This window comes from Microbispora hainanensis, assembly GCF_036186745.1.
Lineage (GTDB): Bacteria > Actinomycetota > Actinomycetes > Streptosporangiales > Streptosporangiaceae > Microbispora.
In genome coordinates this window covers 2,318,829-2,341,150 of record NZ_CP108086.1, presented here as the reverse complement: position 1 = coordinate 2,341,150, position 22,322 = coordinate 2,318,829, and the positions used below count along the sequence as shown (strand labels likewise).

General features: G+C 68.7%; 22 protein-coding genes. 11 read left to right on the top strand and 11 right to left on the bottom strand.

The genetic code is table 11. From position 1 onward, the window contains the following. Positions 1–46 precede the first annotated feature (46 nt). The gene (locus tag OHB01_RS10810; protein ID WP_261985771.1) at positions 47–592 is read left to right on the top strand and encodes a DinB family protein; all 546 of its coding nucleotides are present in this window, start codon (positions 47–49) and stop codon (positions 590–592) included. On the opposite strand, the gene OHB01_RS10805 is transcribed toward OHB01_RS10810, so the two are convergent. Beyond that, positions 541–765 (bottom strand): hypothetical protein, encoded by a 225-nt coding sequence (locus OHB01_RS10805; RefSeq protein WP_187280634.1) that lies wholly within the window; start codon positions 763–765, stop codon positions 541–543. The genes OHB01_RS10810 and OHB01_RS10805 overlap by 52 nt on opposite strands. Positions 766–854: 89 nt before the next feature. Beyond that, positions 855–1,418 (bottom strand): TetR/AcrR family transcriptional regulator, encoded by a 564-nt coding sequence (locus tag OHB01_RS10800; RefSeq protein WP_147943283.1) that lies wholly within the window; start codon positions 1,416–1,418, stop codon positions 855–857. A gap of 242 nt (positions 1,419–1,660) precedes the next feature. Between OHB01_RS10800 and OHB01_RS10795 the strand changes: the two genes are divergently transcribed. Further along, on the top strand, positions 1,661–2,026 hold the full coding sequence (locus OHB01_RS10795; protein ID WP_147943282.1) for a DUF1330 domain-containing protein: 366 nt from the start codon (positions 1,661–1,663) through the stop codon (positions 2,024–2,026). A gap of 14 nt (positions 2,027–2,040) precedes the next feature. After that, positions 2,041–2,919, top strand: coding sequence for an alpha/beta fold hydrolase (locus tag OHB01_RS10790; protein WP_147943281.1), 879 nt, complete (start codon positions 2,041–2,043; stop codon positions 2,917–2,919). A gap of 175 nt (positions 2,920–3,094) precedes the next feature. Here the strand turns inward: OHB01_RS10790 and OHB01_RS10785 are convergent, their stop codons facing one another. The 4 genes from OHB01_RS10785 to OHB01_RS10770 all read right to left on the bottom strand — a co-directional run bounded on the left by OHB01_RS10785 (position 3,095) and on the right by OHB01_RS10770 (position 7,231). Beyond that, complete coding sequence (locus OHB01_RS10785; protein WP_147943280.1) at positions 3,095–3,895, bottom strand: aminotransferase class IV family protein; 801 nt, start codon at positions 3,893–3,895, stop codon at positions 3,095–3,097. Positions 3,896–4,111: 216 nt separating this feature from the next. Then, a complete protein-coding gene (locus OHB01_RS10780) occupies positions 4,112–4,954 on the bottom strand; it encodes a carbohydrate ABC transporter permease (RefSeq protein WP_142649121.1) in 843 nt (280 codons plus the stop codon). Between the two features lie 10 nt (positions 4,955–4,964). Beyond that, positions 4,965–5,921 carry a carbohydrate ABC transporter permease gene (locus OHB01_RS10775; RefSeq protein ID WP_260617357.1) on the bottom strand — a complete coding sequence of 319 codons (957 nt, stop codon included), beginning with the start codon at positions 5,919–5,921 and terminating at the stop codon, positions 4,965–4,967. Between the two features lie 86 nt (positions 5,922–6,007). Beyond that, positions 6,008–7,231 (bottom strand): ABC transporter substrate-binding protein, encoded by a 1,224-nt coding sequence (locus tag OHB01_RS10770; protein ID WP_205830547.1) that lies wholly within the window; start codon positions 7,229–7,231, stop codon positions 6,008–6,010. A 512-nt stretch (positions 7,232–7,743) separates the two neighbouring features. Between OHB01_RS10770 and OHB01_RS10765 the strand changes: the two genes are divergently transcribed. After that, positions 7,744–8,790, top strand: coding sequence for a PaaX family transcriptional regulator C-terminal domain-containing protein (locus OHB01_RS10765; RefSeq protein ID WP_328855290.1), 1,047 nt, complete (start codon positions 7,744–7,746; stop codon positions 8,788–8,790). Between the two features lie 524 nt (positions 8,791–9,314). Beyond that, positions 9,315–10,625 (top strand): RICIN domain-containing protein, encoded by a 1,311-nt coding sequence (locus OHB01_RS10760; RefSeq protein WP_328855289.1) that lies wholly within the window; start codon positions 9,315–9,317, stop codon positions 10,623–10,625. 76 nt (positions 10,626–10,701) lie between these two features. Here OHB01_RS10760 and OHB01_RS10755 read toward each other — a convergent pair whose 3' ends face one another. After that, positions 10,702–11,964: a CynX/NimT family MFS transporter gene (locus OHB01_RS10755; protein WP_205830533.1), complete on the bottom strand. Its 1,263-nt coding sequence runs from the start codon at positions 11,962–11,964 to the stop codon at positions 10,702–10,704. Positions 11,965–12,048: 84 nt separating this feature from the next. On the opposite strand from OHB01_RS10755, the gene OHB01_RS10750 reads away from it, so the two are divergent. After that, a complete protein-coding gene (locus OHB01_RS10750; protein WP_312845756.1) occupies positions 12,049–12,687 on the top strand; it encodes a FadR/GntR family transcriptional regulator in 639 nt (212 codons plus the stop codon). A gap of 145 nt (positions 12,688–12,832) precedes the next feature. Continuing rightward, a complete protein-coding gene (locus OHB01_RS10745) occupies positions 12,833–13,345 on the top strand; it encodes a DUF6461 domain-containing protein (RefSeq protein ID WP_142649116.1) in 513 nt (170 codons plus the stop codon). Between the two features lie 89 nt (positions 13,346–13,434). Here OHB01_RS10745 and OHB01_RS10740 read toward each other — a convergent pair whose 3' ends face one another. Next, the gene (locus OHB01_RS10740) at positions 13,435–14,685 is read right to left on the bottom strand and encodes a hypothetical protein (RefSeq protein WP_328708725.1); all 1,251 of its coding nucleotides are present in this window, start codon (positions 14,683–14,685) and stop codon (positions 13,435–13,437) included. 181 nt (positions 14,686–14,866) lie between these two features. Here OHB01_RS10740 and OHB01_RS10735 point away from each other — a divergent pair, with 181 nt between their 5' ends. Together OHB01_RS10735 and OHB01_RS10730 are read left to right on the top strand one after the other, a co-directional pair. Next, positions 14,867–15,286 (top strand): hypothetical protein, encoded by a 420-nt coding sequence (locus OHB01_RS10735; protein WP_261985770.1) that lies wholly within the window; start codon positions 14,867–14,869, stop codon positions 15,284–15,286. A 148-nt stretch (positions 15,287–15,434) separates the two neighbouring features. Then, positions 15,435–16,229: an AAC(3) family N-acetyltransferase gene (locus OHB01_RS10730; RefSeq protein WP_312845755.1), complete on the top strand. Its 795-nt coding sequence runs from the start codon at positions 15,435–15,437 to the stop codon at positions 16,227–16,229. A 51-nt stretch (positions 16,230–16,280) separates the two neighbouring features. On the opposite strand, the gene OHB01_RS10725 is transcribed toward OHB01_RS10730, so the two are convergent. Continuing rightward, entirely contained in the window at positions 16,281–17,381 is a 1,101-nt protein-coding gene (locus tag OHB01_RS10725) for an acyltransferase family protein (RefSeq protein WP_328855288.1), read from the bottom strand. A 291-nt stretch (positions 17,382–17,672) separates the two neighbouring features. Here OHB01_RS10725 and OHB01_RS10720 point away from each other — a divergent pair, with 291 nt between their 5' ends. Both OHB01_RS10720 and OHB01_RS10715 read left to right on the top strand, forming a co-directional pair. Continuing rightward, complete coding sequence (locus OHB01_RS10720; protein WP_205830531.1) at positions 17,673–18,863, top strand: sensor histidine kinase; 1,191 nt, start codon at positions 17,673–17,675, stop codon at positions 18,861–18,863. Then, positions 18,860–19,498 carry a response regulator gene (locus tag OHB01_RS10715; protein WP_142649113.1) on the top strand — a complete coding sequence of 213 codons (639 nt, stop codon included), beginning with the start codon at positions 18,860–18,862 and terminating at the stop codon, positions 19,496–19,498. The genes OHB01_RS10720 and OHB01_RS10715 overlap by 4 nt, the downstream gene beginning before the upstream one ends. Before the next feature lie 136 nt (positions 19,499–19,634). Here OHB01_RS10715 and OHB01_RS10710 read toward each other — a convergent pair whose 3' ends face one another. Then, entirely contained in the window at positions 19,635–20,102 is a 468-nt protein-coding gene (locus OHB01_RS10710; RefSeq protein ID WP_205830530.1) for a GNAT family N-acetyltransferase, read from the bottom strand. A gap of 150 nt (positions 20,103–20,252) precedes the next feature. Then, entirely contained in the window at positions 20,253–22,274 is a 2,022-nt protein-coding gene (locus tag OHB01_RS10705) for a heavy metal translocating P-type ATPase (protein ID WP_328855287.1), read from the bottom strand. Positions 22,275–22,322: the final 48 nt, after the last annotated feature.

Genomic DNA, 22,322 nt, shown 5'->3' with positions numbered 1-22,322 from the left:
TAGCGTGGTCACCGACCGACGAACGGAACAACGGAAGGCGGAGCTTGTGACCACCACCGAGACGAGCATCGACGCCCCGGCCATCAGCGGCGAGCGCGCCGACCTGCTGGCGGCGCTGGCCCAGAGCCGGCACTTCCTGCGCTTCACCACCCGCGGCCTGACCGATGAGCAGGCCGCGCAGCGGACCACGGCCAGCGAGCTGTGCCTGGGCGGCCTGATCAAGCACGTCGCCCTGGTCGAGCGCAACTGGGTGGACTTCATCCTGAACGGCCCGTCGGCGATGGGCGACGCCTCGACCATGACCGAGGCCGAGCAGGCCTGGTGGGCCGACCAGTTCCACATGCGGCCCGGCGAGACGCTCTCCGACGTGCTGGCCGCCTACGCCGAGGTGGCCCGCCGTACGGACGAAGTGGTGGCCACGCTGCCCGACCTCGGCGCGACCTGGCCGCTGCCGAAGGCCCCGTGGTTCGAGCCCGGTGCGCGCTGGTCGGCCCGCCGCGTGCTCGCGCACATCATCGCCGAGACCGCCCAGCACGCCGGTCACGCCGACATCATCCGCGAGTCCCTGGACGGCGCCAAGAGCATGGGCTGAGCCGCGGTCAGCTGCCCGCCTTTGCGGATCATCGCGAGGTTCATCGCGTGGACGCGATCCATCTCCTCGGCCGACTCGTGTGCTTTGGCGACCTCGGCCGCGATGTCCGGATCAGCCAGGAGTCGCTCCAGGCGGTCATTGCCGCGGACGAAGGTCCGCTCCGGCTCGGTCATGGCTTCTCCTCGTACGAGGTGGCGTCCACCCGGGAGGCGACGCTGTTGTGGAAGAAATCCCCTGCCCGGGCCTTCTCCGGCTGTGCCGATCACTGCTCGGGTGTCTCGGTCAGCCGGGCCGCCGCCTTCCTCGCCGCGTGCAGGATCTCTTCGGAGACAGGGGTGCCCGCCGTCGCCCGGGCGAGCAGGAGAGCACCCACGAGGGTGGACAGGGCAGCCAGCCCGGTGTCCCCCGGAGCGATCCACCCGGCCATGTCGCGAATCCCGGCGGCGTAGGTGTCGCGCCATTCGGGATCCCGGGCGAAGTCGCCGGCGAACCCGGCCGCCGGGCATCCGTTGCCGGGGTCGTCACGTGCTTCGGGTGACAGGTAGGCGTCGATCAGCGACGACCACGCGGCATCGTGACCGGCATGGTCGCCGTCCAGGGCCGCCAGACGCCGCAGCATGTCGGAGAACGCCTCGGCCGTGGCCTCGTCGACGAGCGCCGCCTTGGAGGCGAACTGCTTGTAGAAGCCGCCCTGCGTCATGCCGACCGACTGCATGACGTCGGCGACGCTCACATCGCGCACCCCCTTCTCGCGGAAGAGCCGCGAGGCGGATTTCACCACACGCTGTCGATTGGCCCGTGCCTCGGCCTGTGATGCTCGGCTCATCTTCGATCCCTCGTCGCTCCGATCGAGAACGTGTCGGAGGCTTGCTGCCAGGTGTCCGGGGGGGCGGCGTACCGCGGAAAACCGGATTACAAGCGCAATCTATACCGGGCCGGCCGGCCAGAAGATTCACCGTGAGGTGCGTCACGAGACCCGGACGCGCGTACGGCCCACTTAGATTATGACTGTAATCTAAAGGCGCTGCGGCGAACCCGCGTGCGCAGCCACTCGACGGGAGGGTCGACATGAGCACCTACCTGATCAACCATCTCCGCATCCCCGGGGACGTCCCCAACGAAGCGGGCCTGTCCTACCTCGAACAGGTCGAGGCCACCGTGAAGCCCTACGGCGGCAGGTGGCTCGCCAACGGCGAGGTCAGCGTCGTGGAGGGAGCCTGGCCCGGCCTGGTCGTCCTCATGGAGTTCCCCGACCGCGCCGCCGTCGACCGGTGGTACAACTCGCCGGAGTACCGGAAGATCCTGCCCCTGCGCGTCGACAACGCCATCTCCGATCTCGTGCTGATCGACAGCCTTCCCGCGGACTACAGCGTGCGGGGATTCGCCCAGCAGATCCGGGCGGCCGTCCAGGCGGCATCCGGCTCCGGCAGCTGAGCGGGGGATGACGAATGAGCTCCACCATCTCCCGCTCCCTCGCGCAGGGCAGGCATGAGATCACCATCGAGGGCACACGGCAGGTCTTCCACATCGCGGGCACCGGCCCGGTGTGCCTGGTGCATTCGGGCGGCCCCGGCATCGCCTGGGAGTACCTGCGGATGCCGGCCCTGGAAGAGCACCTGACCATGGTCTATCTGGAGCCGATCGGCACCGGGTCGTCCGGCCGCCTCGACGACATCCGTGACTACCGGATCGACACCTACGCCCGGTTCGTCCATGGCGTGGTCGAGCACCTGGCCGCGCCCAAGGTCTACCTGCTCGGTCACTCGCACGGCGGATTCGTCGTCCAGCGCTACGCGCTCGATCACCCAGATCGTGTCGCCGGGGCGATCCTCTACGGCACCTCGCCGGTCACGGGAGAGGAGTTCTGGGCCGACGCGATGGAGAACATCGGCAGGTTTCCGCAGCGTCTCCCGCACCGGCCCGCGGCCGGTGAGCTCCCGGCCGCGTTCCAGCGCGCGCTGGCGGCCCAGGACGACGAGGCGTACACCACGTCCCTGAAGGAGATCCTCCCGCTGTACTTCGGCGACTACTGGGCGAACGAGCAGGACCTGGAGCCGCTGCGCGCCGGCCTGAACGCCTGGATCGACCCGATGCGCGGCGAGGAGCCCGCGCCGTTCGACGTACGGGACGAGCTCCGCTCGCTCGACGTCCCCACGCTGATCATCGCCGGTGTCCACGACTTCTTCGGCGGCACGCGCTGGGCACGCCTCGCCCACGAGATCATCACGGGTTCCCGCCTGAAGGTGCTCGAGAACAGCGGGCACATGGGCCATCTCGAACAGCCCCGGGAGTTCGCCGGCGCGATCCTCGAATTCGCGCGCGACTGAGCCGCGTACGTCGTCCGGCTTGAGTTTCGAGCGCTCGAAGGTGCGGGCTCGTGGTGTGACTGACGGAACAGAGCTGTGAACCGTAGGCCAGATCGCTTCTGGTCCGACAGCGGCCTGATCGCACCCACCGGCCGCTCGGCCGGTGGATACCGCCGGCTGAGCCCGCGAGGGCTTCCTATAGAGAGGTGAGCGGTTCGGCCTCGTAGGCCTGGTGCAGCATCCGTACGAACGACGGCGCCTCGGGCACGGACACGGAGTCGATCCGGTGCACCGGCACTCCCGGGGTCCACGAGTTCATCACCACGGCCCCCTGCAGAGCCGGCAGGTCCGCGAGCGTGATCTCCTGTACGCGCTGGGGCACGCCCAGGCGGTCCAGTTGCCTGCGGACGATCCCCATCGTGGTGCCGATCAGCATCTCGGCCTCGGGCCACACGACCGCGGCGCCGTCCCAGAAGGCCAGATTCCAGATCGACCCCTCGCTGAGCCGGCCCCGGCGGTCGGCGAACGCGACGTCGTCGAAGCCCTGCCGGACGGCCTGACGCGGAAAGTACGTCTTGGCCATCTCGCCGACGTGCTTCACGGCCGGGCGGACCCGTTCGTACTCGACCACCGCCAGCGCGAGCGGCCCGTGCGGCGGGGACGCGGCCGGTCCGGTACGCACCAGCAGCTCGGGCTCCCCATGAGCCCGGGTCACCGGGAACTCGCCCGGCGGGGGATACATGGTGGCCGTCAGCGAAAGGTCGTCCGGACCGGCCTGCACCGCCGCCCGCAGGCAGGCCCGGACGCGATCATCGGGCATCGCCCGGCCGAACAGTTCCTCGGAGGCGGATCGCAGCCGCTCCAGATGGAGGTCGAGCCCCCGGACCCGGCCTCCACGCACCTGCATGGCGGTGAAGTGCGCATAGCCCCAGAAGGCGAGGGGAGCCAGGTCCTCGGCGCTCGCCTCCCGGCCATTACGTTGCGCAACATAGGGCATACATCGCTCCAGACGTACGAAATGGCGTGGACTGCGGACAACCGCGCGAGATGTCCGGCCACGGAGCGACGTTAGCGCCTCACATCGATCGAGCTTCCGCTACCCGGCCTATGCGGCCCGCAGCCGTACGGGCAGGCCGGGAGACGTCGGCATCGCGAGAACGGCCTGTCCGCCTCGCCGTTCGGAAACAGCGCGAGGGGTGACCTGACGACAGGCTCAGCCCTTGAAGGCGCCGTTCATGATCCCGGCCACCATGCGCCGCCCGACGAAGACGAACAGGACGAGCAGCGGGAGGGTGGCGAGGAACGACCCGGACATGGCGAGGCCGAGGTCGATGTTGAAGCTGTTCTGCAGCGCCTTGATCGCGATCTGGACGGTGTACATCTCCGGCGACTTCAGCACCACGAACGGCCACAGGAAGTCGTTCCACGCGGTGACGAAGCCCAGCAGACCGAGCACGAAGGCGGCGGGACGCACCAGCGGGAACGCGACGCGCCAGAAGACCTGCCAGGTCGAAGCCCCGTCGATGCGGGCCGCCTGAAGGATCTCGTCACTGATCGCGGACGCGATGTGCTGGCGCATCCAGAAGATGCCGAAGGCGTTGGCCAGCCCGGGGACGATCAGCGCCTGGAGCGTGTCAACCCAGCCCAGCGACGAGATGATCATGTACTGGGGGACGATGGCGAGCTGGGTCGGCACGGTCATCGTCAGGACGACGAACAGGAACAGCGCGTTGCGGCCGCGGAAGCGCATCTTGGCGAACGCGAAGCCCGCCAGCGCGCACAGCACCGCCTGGCCCACGCCGATCGACCCGGCCACGATCAGGCTGTTGACGATCGACCGGACGAACGGCACGGTCGAGAACACCAGCCCGGCGAGGTGGAAGAAGTTGCCGCCCGGCACGATCTCGGGCGGCAGCTTGATCGCCGTCGCGGTGTCGGTGGTGGCGACGATGAACATCCAGTACAGGGGGAACAGGCAGGCGAAGGCGGCGAGCGCCAGCAGCGCGTAGACCCACCATCGGACCCGATCACCCGAGCGCGGCCTCGTCGTGCGCATGATCGCCCCCTCAGCCCTTGACCGGGCGGATCCGGGTGGACAGGAAGTAGTTGAGGCCGGCGAGCGCGACGACCATCACGAAAAGCGCCACGCCGATCGCCGCGGCGTAGCCGAACTTGAACTGGGTGAACCCCTGCTCGAACAGGAAGAGCGTGAGCGTCTGGCACTGGCGGATCGGCCCGCAGGTGTTGGGCGCGCCGCGGTTGATGAGCAGGGCCTCGGTGAAGATCTGCAGCCCGCCGATCGTCGAGGTCACGATCGTGAACACGATGACCGGGCGCAACGCGGGGAGGGAGATGTGCCGGAACTGCCGCACGCCTCCCGCTCCGTCGACGGCGGCCGCCTCGTAGATCGCCCGGGGAACGGCCTGCAGGGAGGCCAGATAGAGCAGCGCCGTGTAGCCGAACCACCGCCACGTCACCATGACGGCGATCAGCACATGGCTCCCCACCACCGACTGGGTGAAGTCGATGTGCTCGAAGCCCATCAGGCCGAGCAGCCAGTTCAGCAACCCGTAGTCACGGTCGAACATCTGGGCGAACACGATGGCGGTGGCGGCCACCGAGGTGATGTACGGCACGAGCATCGTCATGCGGAAGAACAGAGCCAGGCGCAGCCGTACGTGGTTGAGCAGGTGCGCGAGCACCAGCGCGATCAGCAACTGCGGCACGGTGGACAGCAGCCAGATGCTCACGGTGTTGCGCGCCGCGTTCCAGAACCGCACGTCCCCGGCCAGCCGGCTGAAGTTGTCCAGGCCGACGAACACGTGCTCGCCGATCGGGTTCCAGTCGAACAGCGCCACGTAGAAGGTGAACAGCAGCGGGATGAGGCCGAACACCGCGAAGAGCACGAAGAACGGGGCGATGTAGGCGTAGGGGGCGACGATCTCGGTGAAACGACGCCGCGCCGTCTCCTCCGGCGGGGCCGGGGGCAGGCCCACCTCGGTGGCACTGATGCTCGTCGTCACGGTTGCTCACTTCCTCGCCGCCGGCGCGGGCCGGGGGGACGGCCCGCGCCGGCGGCGTATGCGAAAGGTCCTGGGTCGTGATCTCCCTAGCCGCCGATCGCGTTCTTGATATTGGTCACCGCCGCGTCCCACGCCTTCGCGGGATCACCCTTGCCCTGCTCGACGTTGGCGATGGCGTTCGTGAACTCGATGCCGATCGTGGTGCTGTCCGGCCCGATGACGAACGGCTTCAGGCCGAGCAGCGAGTTGGTGTAGATCGTGCCGATGGGCGCGCCGGAGAAGAACGGGTCCTTGACCGAGGTGAGCTTCGGGTCCTGGTAGACCGACGGGGTCGAGGGCAGTGACCTGGCCTGAGCGAAGTGATCGAGCTGGCCCTGCGGCGACTGCGTGGCGGCGATGTAGTCCCAGGCGGCCTGCGGGTTCTTGGCGCCCTTGGGAATGGCGAGGAAGCTGCCGCCCCAGTTGCCCGAGCCGCCGGGGATCGTGGCGATGTCCCACTTGCCCGCGGTGTCGGGGGCGTTGTCGCGGATGGAGCCGAGCAACCAGACCGGTGCCGACACGACGGCGAAGTCCCCCCTCTTCATCGCGGCGCTCCAGCCTTCGGTGAACGTGCTCTGCTTGGCGGTGATCCCGGCGGCCACTGCCTTGAGCGCCAGATCGAAGGCGGTCTTGGCCTGGGGGCTCTGTTCGTACACCAGGTTGCCCGCGGGGTCGTAGTACTTCTGATCCCCCTGGTTGACCACCTGCGAGTAGATGCTCCCGCCGGCGTTGTCGATGAACGCCTTGCCGGTGGCCGCCGTGTACTTCTTGCCGGTCTCGATGAAGGCGTCCCAGGTGGGCCAGAGCTTGCCGACCTCCTCGCGGTCCGTCGGCAGCCCGGCTTCCTTGAACAGGTCGGCCCGGTAGGCGATGGCCATGCCGCCGACGTCGGTCGGGATGCCGATGATCGCGCCGTCCTTGGTCGTGGACTGGCTGATCACCCAGTCGAGGTAGTCGCCCTTGATCTTGTCGGCGCCCATCGTGCGCAGGTCGACGAAGTTCTGCGGCTGCTGGACGAACTTGGGCAGGTCGTCGCCCTGGATCAGCACCAGGTCGGGCACTTTGCCGCCGGCGAGTGCGGTGGTGAGCGCCTGCGCCGTCTCCTGCGCGTTCCCCACCTCCGTCAGCTTGATCTCGACGTCCGGCCTGATCTTCTTGTACTCCTCGGCGGACCCCTTCGCGTTGATCCCGGTGAACGACCAGAACTCGAACGACTTGCTGTCCGACCCGCCGGAGGAAGTCTCGGACGACGAGCCTGAGCACGCTGCCATGCTGAGGGCCGCGGTAGCGGCGAGCGCGACCGCTGAGACTTTGCGGAGCTTCACGGCGACCTCTTTTCGCTTGCTGGTGGTCAGGGATGTGATGCGCGGCCCGGCAGCGGGAGTGCGCTGCGCTCGCCGGACACCTCCTACGCGTGCAGAACGGTGACGGCGCCGTGCCGCTTCAGGCTTCGGTTCGCACGTGCCCGACAGGTTCGGCACCGCCATGCCGACCTGGTCTTTCGGTTACAAGCCCTCTGACATCACCCTTGAGTATGAAACTTTCGGAGTTGTCATGCGGATCGTTGATCCAGGACACTAGGCTGCTGCCAACCGGAGCGTCAAGATTTTCCGGGCAATGTTCCTGAAACAATCGGCCCGGCGGCTTTATGTTTTCGGGCTCGCCCTGTACGGCGCAGGGCACCGGCGGCTCGGCCGTCGGATCGCCCTCCACCTGGGGACCGAGCCGCCCCGCGATCACGTACCCGTACGGCAGGGGCGTCGTCGTGAGGCAAGCTGATGGCGTGAGTGACCACGCACCTCGCGGCGATGCCGGAGCCCCACGCGCGCAGGTCGGCCCCAACCCGCAGCACCTGCTGACGACCCTGCTCGGCGAGTACCTCGACTCCGACGACGCGAGCCTTCCCTCGATGGCGGTGGTCGCGATACTCAGGGAGTTCGGCATCAGCGAGCCCAGCGCGCGGGCCGCGCTGTCCCGGCTGACCAAGCGGGGATTGATCGCCGTACGGGGTTCCGGGCGGCCGCCCGTCTATCACCTCACTCCTCAGGCGATCGCCAGGCATCGTGCCAGGATGGATCATTTCCTGAGCTTCGGCGCTCGCCCGCGGCAATGGACCGGCGAGTGGGTGACGGTCTCCTTCTCGATCCCCCAATCAGCGCAGCCACAATCCGGGCAGACACAATCCGGGCAGGCACAATCAGGGCAGGCACAGACCGGGCAGGCCCCTCGGCACGCGGTCCGCAAGGCTCTGGGCGCGCTGGGTTTCGCACGGCTGTACGACAGCGTGTGGATCCGGCCGGGATCCGACCCGGCCCCGGTGAGTCAGGCGCTGCGCGACATCCTCGACGACGTCGACGGCGCTCGATGGTCGGTGATGATCACGCGGTTCGCCGAGGAGACCGGCCCGCACGGCCCGGCCGCCGCGTACGATCTGGCCGGCCTCGCCTCGGCCTACGAGGCTTTCATCGCGCGGTATTCGGACCTGCGGGTGGCCGTCCGCAACGGGGATGTCGACGCGACCCGGGCGCTGGTGGCCCGGACCTCCGTCATGGACTCCTGGCGGAAGTTCCCGGACATCGACCCTGACCTCCCCGAGCACCTCCTGCCGGCACCGTGGCCACGCCAGGCGGCCAGGGAACTCATGCTGGAGATCCACTCCGCTCTGGGCTCGCTCGCCGAGGCGCGGCTCATCGAGGTCGCGACACCATACTGGCCGGACGCCGCGTCATGGATCACCCACTTCGAGGCGTCGGAGGTCGCGGCCTCTGTCAGCGGGGACGGCTTCGGCGGAGACGGCATCGGCGGAGACGGCTTCGGCGGCAACGGCTGAAGAAACTTTCACGCGCTCGAACGGCTTGCCCGTCCGCCGGAGCGCGTTCCGTGCCCGCCGCGGCACGTGCCTTCTCGGCCGGCCCGCCGCCGTACGAGATTTCGCCGAAGCCTCGGGCCGACGGGCATCGTGACCTGCGCCGGAGTGACCGGCACCGGCCTGTCCTCCCGGCACGAGGCAGGAGCCGGTCATGCCCTTCCTCCAGCCGGCCGGCCCACGCCCGGACCCGGATGATCAAGGGGCGTCATCGGTCCGCACGCCTGCGGGCCGACTGCCCGAATGCCGTTGCTTGACACTTTTTATTACCACCGTGATATTAACTGCACGCTGCTCTCATCGGCTCGTTTCGCCTGACACGGGCGAAACCTGCAGTCGATTGTTCGCCACATCGATCTCCAGATTCGGTCGGCGCCCACCAGCCTGGCCGCGGTGGGAGCTGCCGTTTCCGTTGTCGGACTCCCTCGGCGTGCGCCCGTATGCGACGTCCGGCGCGGAGTGCCGTCGTGACACTGTCGGAGGGCGAAATGAGAAAACGCTCGATCATCAGCGCATTAGTGGTGGCCGCGGTCGCCCCGGTCTGCGCCGGAATTGTGGCGCTGACCACTACGCCGGCCGCCGCGGCGACCGGCGGCTCGGGCCCTTACCCGGCTGATTACGAGACCTCCACCAGCCTGCCCAATCACACCATCTATCGGCCCAACACCCTCCCGTCCGAAAAACTCCCCGTTTTCGTATGGGGCAACGGAGGATGCTCCGCCGACGGGACGGGACAACTGCCCTTCCTCCGTGAGATCGCCTCGCACGGATTCCTGGTCATCGCCAGCGGCAGCCCGGGCGGTTCCGGATCGACGACGTCCCAGATGCTCACCCAGTCCATCGACTGGGCGGTCGCGGAGAACAACCGTCAGGGCAGCAAATACAACGGCAAGATCGACACCAGCAAGATCGCCGTAGGGGGCTGGTCCTGCGGCGGGCTGGAGGCCTACGCCGTTTCGAACGACTCGCGCATCACCACGACCACCATCTTCAGCAGCGGCCTGCTGAACGACTCCGACGACTACCAGCTCTACCGGCTGACGAAGCCGATCGCCTACTTCATCGGCGGTCCCAGTGACATCGCCTACCCGAACGCCCTGGACGACTGGGGCAAGTTGCCCGCGGGCCTGCCCGCGTTCATGGGCAACCTGAACGTCGGGCACGGTGGCACCTACACGCAGACCAACGGCGGCGAGTTCGGCCGTGTGGCGGTGCTCTACCTCAAGTGGCGGCTGAAGGGCGACACCACGGCCGGCACCAACTTCGTCGGCCCCAACTGCGGCCTGTGCAACACGCAGTGGCAGGTCCAGCAGAAGAACCTCACGCTCGGCGACAGCAGCCCCTCCCCGTCACCCGGCGGCAGCCCGACCCCCAGCCCGACCCCCAGCCCGACCGTGTCTCCGACCCCCGGTGGCGGTAGCGGGGCGGTCAGGGGGGTGGCCTCCGGCCGCTGCCTCGACGTGCCGAACGCCAGCACCAACGACGGCACCCAGGTGCAGATCTGGGACTGCCACGGCGGCAGCAACCAGCAGTGGAGCTACACCTCCTCGCAGGAGCTCCGGGTCTACGGCAACAAGTGCCTCGACGCGGCCGGCACCGGCAACGGCGTCAAGGTCCAGATCTACAGCTGCTGGGGCGGCGACAACCAGAAGTGGCGCCTCAACTCGGACGGCTCCATCCAGGGCGTCCAGTCCGGGCTGTGCCTGGACGCCGTCGGAGCCGGCACCGGCAACGGCACCAAGATCCAGCTGTACTCCTGCCACGGCGGCACGAACCAGAAGTGGACCTGGAACAGCTGACCCGCGTCCGTGGCCTGCGGTGCGTACCCCCCACCCCGCACCGCAGGCCACTCCGGCCGTGCCTCGGCCGCTGCGACTAACCCCGTTCGAGCGGCTGCTGTTCGGCGTCGGGCTTCGCCGGCTGCGGCGCGTCGTCCTCCACGAAGCGAGGACGGCAGGCGAACCAGCCGGCGATCGCCCCGGGGACGGCGGTCGCGGCGAGCACCACGAGCGGGACCGACCACGATCCGGTCGCCTCGCGCAGCAGGCCCAGACCGATCGGGCCGACGCACGCCAGTCCATAACCGATGCCCTGAACGAAGCCCGACACGGCGGAGGCCGTCTGCGGGCTCCTGGTCCGGCGGTTGATGAGGGTCATGCAGAGCGGGAAGGTGCTCACCCCGATCCCCAGCGCGCACACCCATACCAGCGTGCCGCCGAGCGGGGACAGGAGCAGGCCCAGGTATCCCGCCACCAGGAAGACCGCGCACCCGACGACCACGACGAACGGGTTCGTCATGCGCGTGGCCAGGTGGGGAACGACCAAGGCCGCGAGCATGCCCCACGCCGAGTAGAGCGCGACCATGGTTCCGCCCAGGGCCGCGCTGCCTCCCGCGTCGGTGAGCACGGCCGGAACCCAGGTGATGATCGCGTAGTTGGACAGCGACATCATCGCGAAGAGGATCACCAGGCCCCAGGCCGTCGATGACCGGCTGATCCTCGGTCGCGCATCGGCAGCCGTCACGGCCGCGGGCGCGTGGTGATCGGCGGGCAGCCTGAGCGCCAGGACGAGCCAGACCACACAGGCCACCGCGGCCGGTCCCGCCCAGATGCCCACCGAGAGCCGCCACGTCGCCGCTTCCGCTATCGGAACCGCGAGGAGCGGGGCGGTGAACTGACCGGCCTGCAGGAGGATCAGGTAGAGCGAGGTTCCCAGCGCCACCCGGTCGGCGAACCATGCCTTGACCAGCGGAACGATCACGACGTTCGCGGCTCCGATTCCGGCCAGTGCCAGCACGGTCGAAAGCAGCAGCAGCGAGGGCGCCGGCGAGAAGGCGCGCGTCAGGAGCGACAGGGCCGTCAGGCCCAGCGCCACAGTGGCCGTGCGCTCGAGTCCGAACCTCCTCGTCACCGCCGGGGCGAGAAACCCGAAGATGCCGAAGGACGCCGCAGGCACCGTGCCGAGCAGGCCCGACAGCGCCACCCCGAAGCCGAGATCGGATCCGATGATTTCCAGGAGCGGAGTGAACCCGGTCACGGCCGTTCGCAGGTTGACCGCTGTCAGGGCGATGGCGACCCAGGCCCACAGGGTCAGACGCCCACGGCGTAACGGAACGAGCGACGAGGAGAGCGCTGTCACGTTATACTCCAGTGTAAGGTCAGCAGATGATGGGATTATGGGATGACCCACGAAGAGTCTGACACGCGACAGCCGGTGCGTCGAGTGGGTCTTATCGACCAGGCCGCCGAGCGCTTCCGCGAGGAGGTGACCTCCGGACGCTGGCCGGTCGGTGAGCGGATACCGTCCGAGGCCGCACTGGTGGCACAGTTCGGGATCGGCCGGAACACCGTGCGCGAGGCGGTGCAGTCGCTGGTGCACGCGGGTCTGCTACGCCGTGAGCAGGGCCGCGGCACCTTCGTCATCTCCACTTCGGAGCTGACGGGCACTCTCGAACGTCAGCTCGGCGGCGGCACCCGTCGCCACTACCTGGAACTCCGCCTTGCCCTGGACAGCGCAGCAGCGTCACTGGCCGCGATGAACCGCTCGGACGCCGACGTCGAACTGCTCCGCGAGCTGTGCGACCGCCGGGAAGCGAGCTGGTCGTCCGACGACCCCGACCTGCGCGCGAGCGCGGACCTCGCCCTGCACCGGGCGATCGTGGCGGCGACGCACAACCCTCTCTACGTCAAGCTGTACGCCAGCATGCTCGACATCTTCGCCGCCCACATGCGCGACGAGAAGAACGAGGACGAGGCCGCGGCGCACCGCCACCACCGCGAGCTGGTCCAGGCGATCGCGGACGGGGACGCCGACCGTGCCGCCATGAAGGTGGGAGCCATCTTCAAACTCTTCATGCGCTGAACCACGCGACCACCCGCTGCCCCAGGTGATCGCTGCCGGCCAGCTACCCGGCGCCGGAGGGACGGCGAATCGAATGCCCGAACCTTTTGTCGCACTCGTATGCCAGGATCTCCGTGATCTGTCCCCAGGAAAAAACAGGATTCCCATGAGCGGCTACGAGTGGCTCGATGACGACGCCTTCTGCGCGACCTTCGTCCGCGGCCTCACCCCGCACGAGGCGCTGGCCCGCTTTGGCATCGACGTGTTCGACGGCGATGACGAAGAAGGCGAAATCGATGAGGGCCTCATCTGTGCCCGGCCGGCCGAGGGCGGGACCATTCTGAGCGAGTGGAACGGCTACGCCGGCACGCTGGACGAGGTCCTGCGGCCCTTGTCGGCCGGGACGGTCACGGCGAGTGTCTTCGTCAACGTGAACAGGCTCGCGTCCTTCGTGCATTACGCTGACGGCCGCGAAATCCTCTCCTTCGATCCGCTGTTTCCCGGCGACGAGGATGGCATCCCGGAGGACTACCTGGCCGACCGGGCCGAGCTCGGATTGGTCGGTGACAAGTCGGAGGGCGGGCTCGCCGCTGCGCTGCTGCTGGCCGAGCGCATCACCGAAGTGCGGCCCAACGCCTCCAGCGACACCGTGGCCGCCCACGCCGTTCTCGAATACTGAGCCGCTTCCGCCGCCACCGGCGGCGGAAGCGGCGGCCCTCGCCCTGTTTCCGGCCCGGACACGCCCTCCGTGAGCGACAGGGACGGCCCTCATCTTTCCCGGCTCCGGTAGGTGGCCCGCAGCTCGATCAGCTTCTCCCGGGCCACCTCGTCCAGGGCCCGGCGCTGATCCGGGTCCTCCTCCCAGGTGGCCTCCGCGCACAGAACCCTGGCCGCCTCGTGCGGCTCGGCATCGCGCACCACGTACCAGACGCTCTCGCCGCGGCTTGGCCTCTCGTGATCGCGGCGGAGGATCGTCACGATGCCGGAGACGAGGATCTGCCTGGTCCACGGGTTCCTGGCCAGAATCTGCCGGTCCACTGTCAGCCCGCCGTCCATGAGCTCGCCGCCGAGCAGGTCGTCCTCCCACCGCCACACACGGCGGCTGACACCCGGCGGTATATGCAGGGCGCCGCGGCCTTCGACGGGCACGGAGAACGTCAGGGTGCCGCTGCGGCACAGCTCCTTGGCGATGCGCTCGCCGTCGGCGTACTCACGCAGCTGCTCCTCGCCCAGGTGCCGCCCCGGCAACGAGCCCCACCGTGCCTGCTCGGCGTAGTAGCGGTCGATCAGCGGATCCTTGAACCGCCCCGCACGCGCGAGCGGCGGTGTGCAGGAGGCCGGAGTGAGGTCCATGCCGTCCTCGATGTCCGCCCCCGCCGCGCGCAGCAACTCGTACAGGGAGCCGCCCCTCTCCTCGGCCTTGCGGCGCATCCTGTGCAGCCAGCCGTCGAAGGTGTCCAGGTCCGGGTCCGTGCGCAGCGACGCCCAGTCCGCCACCGCCGAGACCGGCACCGGCACCTCCCGCCTCGCCGACGGTTGCACGAGCTGCTCGGGCTCGAGGTCGATCGAGTAGTACAGAACCCCGCGCGCGATATAGGAGAACGGCGCCGCATGCTTGATCGGGTCGAAGACATCCCGGATCGGCCAGAACCTCAGCAGCCACGACTCCTCGCACTCACCTGTGCCATGTCCGTCGCCCGGCTCGGGCTCACGCAGGTACATGTCCACGCCGTACTCGAAATGCGGCGGCCCGATCAGGAAGTCATGTCTCCTGCCGTCCGCCATCGAGTCGATCGAGACCACGCCGCTCTCCGCGACGAACGTCGCCGAGCTGACCGGCGTCCACGAGGCATCCGCGCGCTCGGGCTCGGCGTCCCAGGACTCCATCCGTACGGCCGCGAGGAAGTGGAGGATCTCCTCGGTCGGGGAGCTCCACGCCGGCAGGTCGGTGCCGTCCAGCCCGAACGTGTTGTACTCGATGTGGATCTCGTCGTCGAGCCTGCGCAGCAACTGTGCCATGTCAGCGCCTTCGCCCTTGTCGGTGATCATCCTGGCTTGGCGGAGTATGACCCATACCACCGACAATCCGCGTCGCGCCGCACACAGCCTGATCGCATCGCGGGCGCATAGGGCGGACCGCCACCCGGCTATCGTGCACCGTCAGCATGCTTGATGAGACAACGGCGAATCGAGCGAATCTGTGAGCGACATCTTGTCGATCATCCCGACCGATCCGCACTGGCAGCCCGCACGCGACGCGGCCGAACGCACTGCGGCGATCTTCAGCGAGCTGTTCGCTCCCGTACGTCCCAACAGGAAGCACCTCCAGCCCCGCGTCCCGATGGCCGACTACGCCGCGCTTCGCCGCGAGGACGGCCTGCCCGTCGATCCCTGGCTGCGCGTGCACGTACGTGCCGGCGGAGTGATCGAAAAGATCGCCCGGCGATCCATGGTGGTGGCGGGCACCCTTGAGGAGTGGCGAGGCTGGACCGGCCTTCCGTTCGACAGGACGGGCGACGTAGAGGTTCCGGGGGCGCTGGTGCCCGTCCACTGCGACACCGACCACGGCCGCGCGGTGTACGTCGAACCCAACGTCTGGGTGCGCCACCGGCTCCAGTAGCCGCCGCAGGCAGCGCGTGCAGTGTTAGAGAGGACGGCCCCGCGACGGGCGGCGGGCCTGCGGGCGCGCCCCGGCTACACTCCGCCGAATGGATCAGCCCCTGCCCCACACGGCTCGGTCTCTTGCGGCGGACCTGCACGCGCTCGGCGTGACCGCGGGCGACGTCGTGCTCCTGCACTCGTCGATGAGAAGCATCGGCTTTGTCGCCGGCGGCCCCCAGACCGTCGTGCAGGCGTTGCTCGACGTGCTCGGCCCGGACGGCACCCTCGTCGTGCCGACCCACACGCCTGCGAACACCGATCCGGCCGGCTGGCGGCATCCGCCCGTCCCTGTGGAGTGGTGGCCGGTGATCCGCGAACAGGCGCCCGGCTTCGACCCGTTGCGTACACCGAGTCAGTGGATGGGCGTCATCGCCGAGACGGTCCGCACCTGGCCCGGCGCCCTGCGCAGCGATCATCCACACGTCTCGTTCGCCGCGCTTGGCACGCACGCGGCGGACATCGTCGACGGGCACCGACTCGACGACGCGCTGGGGGAGCGCTCACCGCTCGGCGCGGTGTACCGGCTGGATGGGAAGGTGCTGCTGCTGGGGTGCGAGCACGGCTCGAACACGTCGCTCCATCTGGCCGAGTGGCGGCAGGCATCACCGCCACGCGCCATCACCGGCGCCTCTGTCCGGCAGCCCGACGGGGCAAGCCAGTGGATCACCTGGATCGACGTGGTGCCCGATACGGACGACTTCGAGCGGCTCGGCACCGATTTCGAGGCCACGGGCGCGGCCATGTCCGGCAAGGTCGGCTGCGCGACGGCACGCTTGATGTCCCAGCGTGCTCTGGTCGACTTCGCGACAGGCTGGATGGCCGCCCATCGTCCCTCGGCGAAGCAGCGGCCAGACCTGTCGGCGAGCACGGGCGCTCCCTGTTCCACCCCGTCCTCTTCGTAGCCGCCGACGCCCCCGGACGCGGTTTCGTCGAGCGCTCCACGGGTGAAGCGCTCAGGTCCGCCGCGGTGCGGCCTGTCGCCGCCGTCGGGGAACTTCGAACAGCCACGTCGCGCGCACTGCGAGCAGCCCGCGGTGGATCGCCAGGCTCAGGCCGATCACCGCGGCGGTCAGCAGAATCGGATACTCCGCCACCATAAGCGCCTGTCCGATGCCACCCAGCCCGGACATCGGACCGACGAGGAACCCGTGCAGCAGGGCGAGCAGCGGCATGTGGATGACGTAGATCGGCAGCGTTCGTCGTCCGAGGGCGGCGAGCGCGTCCCCCACCGGGCGCCACCTGCCCACTCGCGCGGCGGCGGTCACGCCGAAGGCCACCGCCGCGACGGACACCGCCGGCCACACCCCCACCCACCGCTGACCGCCGGTCACGGCCATGACCGTCAGCGCCGCGGCGTACGCCACGAGGGTCAGGGCCAGGCGGCGGTTCGTGGCGGTCGTCGCCCACCGTTCGACGTACGGCTTGAAGTACAGACCGCCGAGGAAGAACACCAGGTTCTGGTAGACACCGCCACGGTCGCCCGGGGTGGCGAGCACGCCGGCGGCCGTGATGACGGACAGGGCCGCGGCGGCCGCGAAGATCACCGGCCGCGGCGCCCACCGTACGGCCCTGGCGAACGCGAAATAGAGCGCGAGGGCGTACAGGTACCAGAGGTTGGACGGGGTGATGGTCAGCTGTTCCACCAGCCCGAGCACGGAATCGGCGTGGGCGGTGTCGAAATCCGGGACCGCGGCCAGGATCACGGTGTGGATGAGCAGCCAGACGGCGTACAAGTACAGGAATTTGGCGACGCGGGATCTGCCCAGCACCCGCCACGGGCGGTTTACGGCGTTCGCCGCGAAAACCCCTGAGATGGTGAAGAACAGCGGCATCCGAAGCGGCAGAAGCTGCTCGCCCAGTGTTCCCCAGGCACTGGGGACGGGAGAGCCGGCATGCCATCTGATCTGCAGATAGTCCTTGACGATGACATGCCACAACACCACGAGGATGATGCAGGCGCCCTTGGCGACGTCCGCCCACTGTGCCCGTTGCCGGGTCGCGTCGGCACCGGGCGTGGTCCGGGCGTTCCCGTCGTGAATCCGAACGGTCGTCACGATTCTCCTTGGTCAGCGTGAGGAAGGGCGCGCGGGAGCCCCCGGGCGGCTGATTCGGTTTCCGGCCGGGTTTCCTGCTTCGGGGGGCAGCGGCCTGTCAGGGCCAGGGCGCGTGGGAGTGGGAGGTCCCGCTGAGCGGACCGGGGGCCTCTTGAAGGCGGCTGTCGGCTCTGGAAAAGCTTCGCTGCCGGGCACGGGACGGCGCATCGGCCTCAGGGCAGGGATCTGCCCGGCACCGGCTCTACCTTTCGGCCGATTTCGGCATCCCGCACTCTGACTACGCTGGTCACGATGACGATGCCGCAGATCCGACGCTTGTGGTTACGCCTGGGCCAGGTGGCCGGGCTGATCGTGATGGCGTTGCTCGGGATCATCGACCTGCGCTACGGCATGCTCCAGCTCTCCCCTGTCGGCCTTGTGCTGTCCCTGGCGCGGGTGGGGCTGGCCGTGGCCACCGTAGGCGTCTGGCTCCCCGAACACCCGCAGAACTCCCGGCGCCTGCCGTCGCTGGCTCTGCTGCTCGCCGCCGCGTCGATCGCCGGCACCGTCGCCACGCTGAGGGCCGGGTTCGGCCCGGCGGGCGCGTGGGGCTTCGCCGAGACGTGCGGCCTGCTCGCGAGCATTTACGTGGTGGCGCGCCGGGGGGCGCCCAGGTCGTCGGTCGCCGCGGTTCTGGCCCTTGGGCTGGCCGGGGTCCTGCTGCCGTTGCGCGGTGTCGCCGACGACCAGTACGTCATAGCCGCGCTCCTCGTCGCCCTCGGCGTGGCCGGCGCGAGCGCGGGTGGGGCCTACCTGCGGTTCCTGGACCGTGGGCGGGAGCAGGTTCTCGTCACGATGCGGGCCGAGCAGCGCGCCGAGTTCGCCCGGGAACTGCATGACTTCATCGCCCACCACGTCACGGGAATCGTGGTTCAGGCACAGGGCGCGCGGTTCATCGCCGAGCAGGATCCGCAGCGGGTGATCCTCGCCCTGGAACAGATCGAGCAGGCCGGCGCGGAGACGATGAACTCGATGCGGCGGATGGTGGGCGTGCTGCGCGACCCGCACGCCGCACCGGACGCGCCGTTGACGCCGCTGGCCGGGCTCACGGAGCTCAACCCGTTGCTGGCGGGCTTCAACGGTTCAGGTGCGCCGGTGGCCCACCTGAACGTTGACGGAGATCTGGACGGGATTCCCGTCGAGGTCTCCACGACGGCCTACCGGGTGGTGATGGAGGCGTTGACGAACACCCGCAGACACGCGGCCGGCGCCCGATCGATCGACGTGCAGATCTCCCGCGGCCCGGAGTCCCTTTTCGTCCGGGTGACGGATGATGGCGCCACCCCGCGCGCCGCCGGGCCCCGGCGACAGCACCGGTACGGTCTCATGGGCCTCACCGAGCGGGTCCATGCCCTCGGCGGACGGTTCTCCGCCGGGCCCGGTGCCGGGGGTGGCTGGGTGGTCGACGCGGAGCTGCCGCTCGAACACGAGGCGGCGCGGTGATTCGAGTAGTGATCGCCGACGATCAGGCCATGGTCCGGACCGGCTTCAGCATGATCATCGACAGCCAGCCGGACATGGAAGTGGTGGGCGAGGCGGCGGACGGCGTGGCCGCGGTCGACCTGGCCCGGCGGCTCCGGCCCGATGTGGTGCTGCTGGACATCCGGATGCCCCGGATGGACGGCCTGGAGGCGCTCCGGCTGCTGGCGGGCAAGGATGTCGCCGACCCGATCAAAGTGGTCGTGGTGACCACCTTCGATCTCGACGAATACGTGCACACGGCACTGAGCACCGGCGCGTGCGGGTTCCTGCTCAAGGACTCGGGGCCGGCACTACTGGTGGAGGCGGTCCGGGCGGCGGTGTCGGGCGATGCCATGATCAGCCCGTCGATCACGGTGCGGCTGCTGAAGCATCTCAGCCCCCCGGCCCGGGCGCACGACGACGCGGGCCTGTCGCCGCGGGAACTCGACGTGGTGAAGTTGATCGCCCGAGGCCTGACCAACGCGGAAATCGCCGAGCATCTGTTCATCGCCGTCGGCACCGTCAAGACGCATCTGGGCAGCGTGCACATGAAGCTGGGCGCCCGCAACCGGGTGGAGATCGCGGCCTGGGCGTGGGAACACCGCCTGGTCGATTGAGCCGCCGGGCTACGGCGGACAACGGCCCCGACCTGGGCGAGAAACAGTCCACGAGTGCCCGCTGCTGACCGCCCCTTCATGGCCGCTAATGGCCCGGCGATCAGGCTCGCGACCTCGCTTTCTGGCAGCAGCTCATTCAGACAGGGACTTCGAATATGAGCTCGAGGCCGTCCACCTCGTCCCACTGCTCTCCGACCTCGACGAAGCCGAATCCGGAGATAGTGGCCAGGGACGCGGTGTTCTCGGGGCTGATCGTCACCCGCGCGGTTCTCACTCCGGATTCGGCTACGGCCCGACGCATCAACTCGGTCAACATCGTCCTGGCGTACCCCTGACGGCGGTAGCCGGGAGCCACCGAATAACCGATCTCCACCATGCCCGTCTCATCCGGCGGCCCATGGAACCCGGCATACCCCACCACGACGCCCTCGGGCTCGGCCACTACGGCTCGGGTGAGCCACCCCGCGCTACCCGGGTCCGTGGCCAGCTGATTGACCCGATACCGCCAGACCCACTTTGCCTGATCGGTGAGGAAGTAGTCCGTGAGCTCGACTCCTGCCTCGGCACTGGCCCGGGCAAGGTCGTCCTCCAGCAAGGCGGCCATGGCCGTGCTCGTCAGATCGACAAATCTCACTGACCTCAGGTCCGTACGGGCTGGTGGCCGGCGTTCGGGCTCATCTGTCACAGCGCGGATGATTGCGGAGCGCCCCGGACCGTGTCCAACGGTTTTCGGAGTGGTCGATGTCCAGCGGGCTCACGTCACGACCTCAATGCGTTCACTCGGCCCAAGACCTTCGCCTTGGGTCGAAGGGGCGGCGGATGCTCGTCGCCAGGCCGCGTCGCGCAGCAGGCGCAGGCCGTTGAGACCGACGATTACCGTGGAGCCCTCGTGACCGGCCACGCCGAGTGGGAGGGGCAGCTCGCCGATCAGGTCCCAGGCGACCAGAACGGCGATGAATGTCGCGGCAACGACGAGGTTGGCGACGACCAGACGGCGGGCGCGTCGGGCCAGAGCTATTACAGCGGGTATGGTGCCGAGGTCATCACGGGTGATGACCGCGTCGGCCGTGTCGAGCGCGAGGTCGGACCCGTGACGGCCCATGGCGATGCCCACGTGTGCGGATGCCAGCGCGGGGACGTCGTTCACGCCGTCGCCGACCAGCGCCACCCGTGCCTCTCCGTTCTCCAGCCGGCGTACTTCCTCCACTTTCTGTTCGGGCAGTAGTCCGGCACGTACGTCCCTGATGCCGACCAAGCCGGCCAGCCGATTTGCGGCATGAGGGTTGTCACCGGTCAACAGGACTGGTGGGGAATCGGTCATGGCGTTCAGGCGGGCGATCACATCCGCGGCGCCGGCTCGAATACGGTCGGCCAGAGCCAAGACGGCGACCGGCTGACTGTCCAGGTGCATCAGCACGGCACTGTGGCCGCTGTCCTCCAGTTCGGTCACTACCGCGTGCGCCGCGCCTGAGCGGTCGGGGAGGCGTACGGGGCTGCCGATCTCCACTGAATGTCCGTTCACCTGGGCACGGACACCACGTCCGGGTAGCGATTCGAATGTTTCGGCGGTAGGCCAGGTCAGGTTGGCGTGACGGGCGGCTTGCACGATCGCGCGGCCCAGCGGATGCTCCGAGCCCGCCTCGGCTGATGCGGCCAGCGTGAGCAGGTCATCACGGCTCATGCTGGTGCCGGGCAGAGGGCGGATCTGGGCGATGTGGGGGCGGCCCTCGGTGAGGGTGCCGGTCTTGTCGAAGGCGACCCGAGTGATGGAGGCGAGGTGTTCCATCACCACAGCGGACTTGACCAGCACTCCATGACGGCCGGCGGTGGCGATGGCGGCCAAGAGCGGGGGCATGGTGGCGAGCACGACCGCGCACGGCGATGCGACGATCATGAAGGTCATCGCGCGGAGCAAACTGTCCTGCACAGCCACGCCCCACAGCAGCGGCAGCGCGAACAAGGCGATGGTGGCGATGACCATGACCAGGGAATATCGCTGCTCGACCTTCTCGATGAGCAATTGAGTACGGGCCCTGGTGGCGCTGGCCTGCTCCACCATGGCGACAATCCGGGCGATTACCGTCTCGCTCGCTGGTCGGGTCACCCGTACGCGCAAAACGCCGGTGCCGTTCAGGGTTCCCGCGAAGACCTCGTCGCCCGGCTGCTTGTCGACGGGCAGGCTCTCCCCGGTGATGGACGCCTGGTCGACGTCGCCGGCACCGGCGACCACTTCGCCGTCAGCGCTGATCCGCTCTCCAGGCCGCACCACGATGATGTCGCCAACGGCCAGCGCGACGGCCTCAACGATGTGTTCGTCACCGGAATCGGTCACGCGCGTCGCCCGGTCGGGCGTCAGGTCGAGCAACCCTCGGACAGAGTCGGAGGTGCGCTTGGTGGCCACCGCTTCCAACGCTCCGGAGGTGGCAAAGATGACGATCAACAGTGCGCCGTCGAAGACCTGCCCGATCGCGGCGGCGCCGATCGCCGCAGCCACCATCAGCAGATCGACATCCAATGTTCTGTTACGTAGCGCCTTGAGCCCTGCCAGGCCGGGCTCCCATCCTCCAGCGGCGTAGCAGGCCAGGTAGAGGCTCCACCACAGCCACGATGGCGCTCCGCCGAGTTGGCAGATACCACCCGCTGCGAACAGCGCCGTTGCCGCCAGCGCCCAACGCACCTCAGGCAGCGCCCAGGTGCTGGAGCGACGGAAAGGCAGCCGATCAGGCAGTGCTGACGTGGCGTCAGGCTGCGGGGAGGTTTCCAGGTCCACAGTCATTGTGTCATCGTATATGCGCACTTATGCAGATACGCAAGCAAGTGGCCT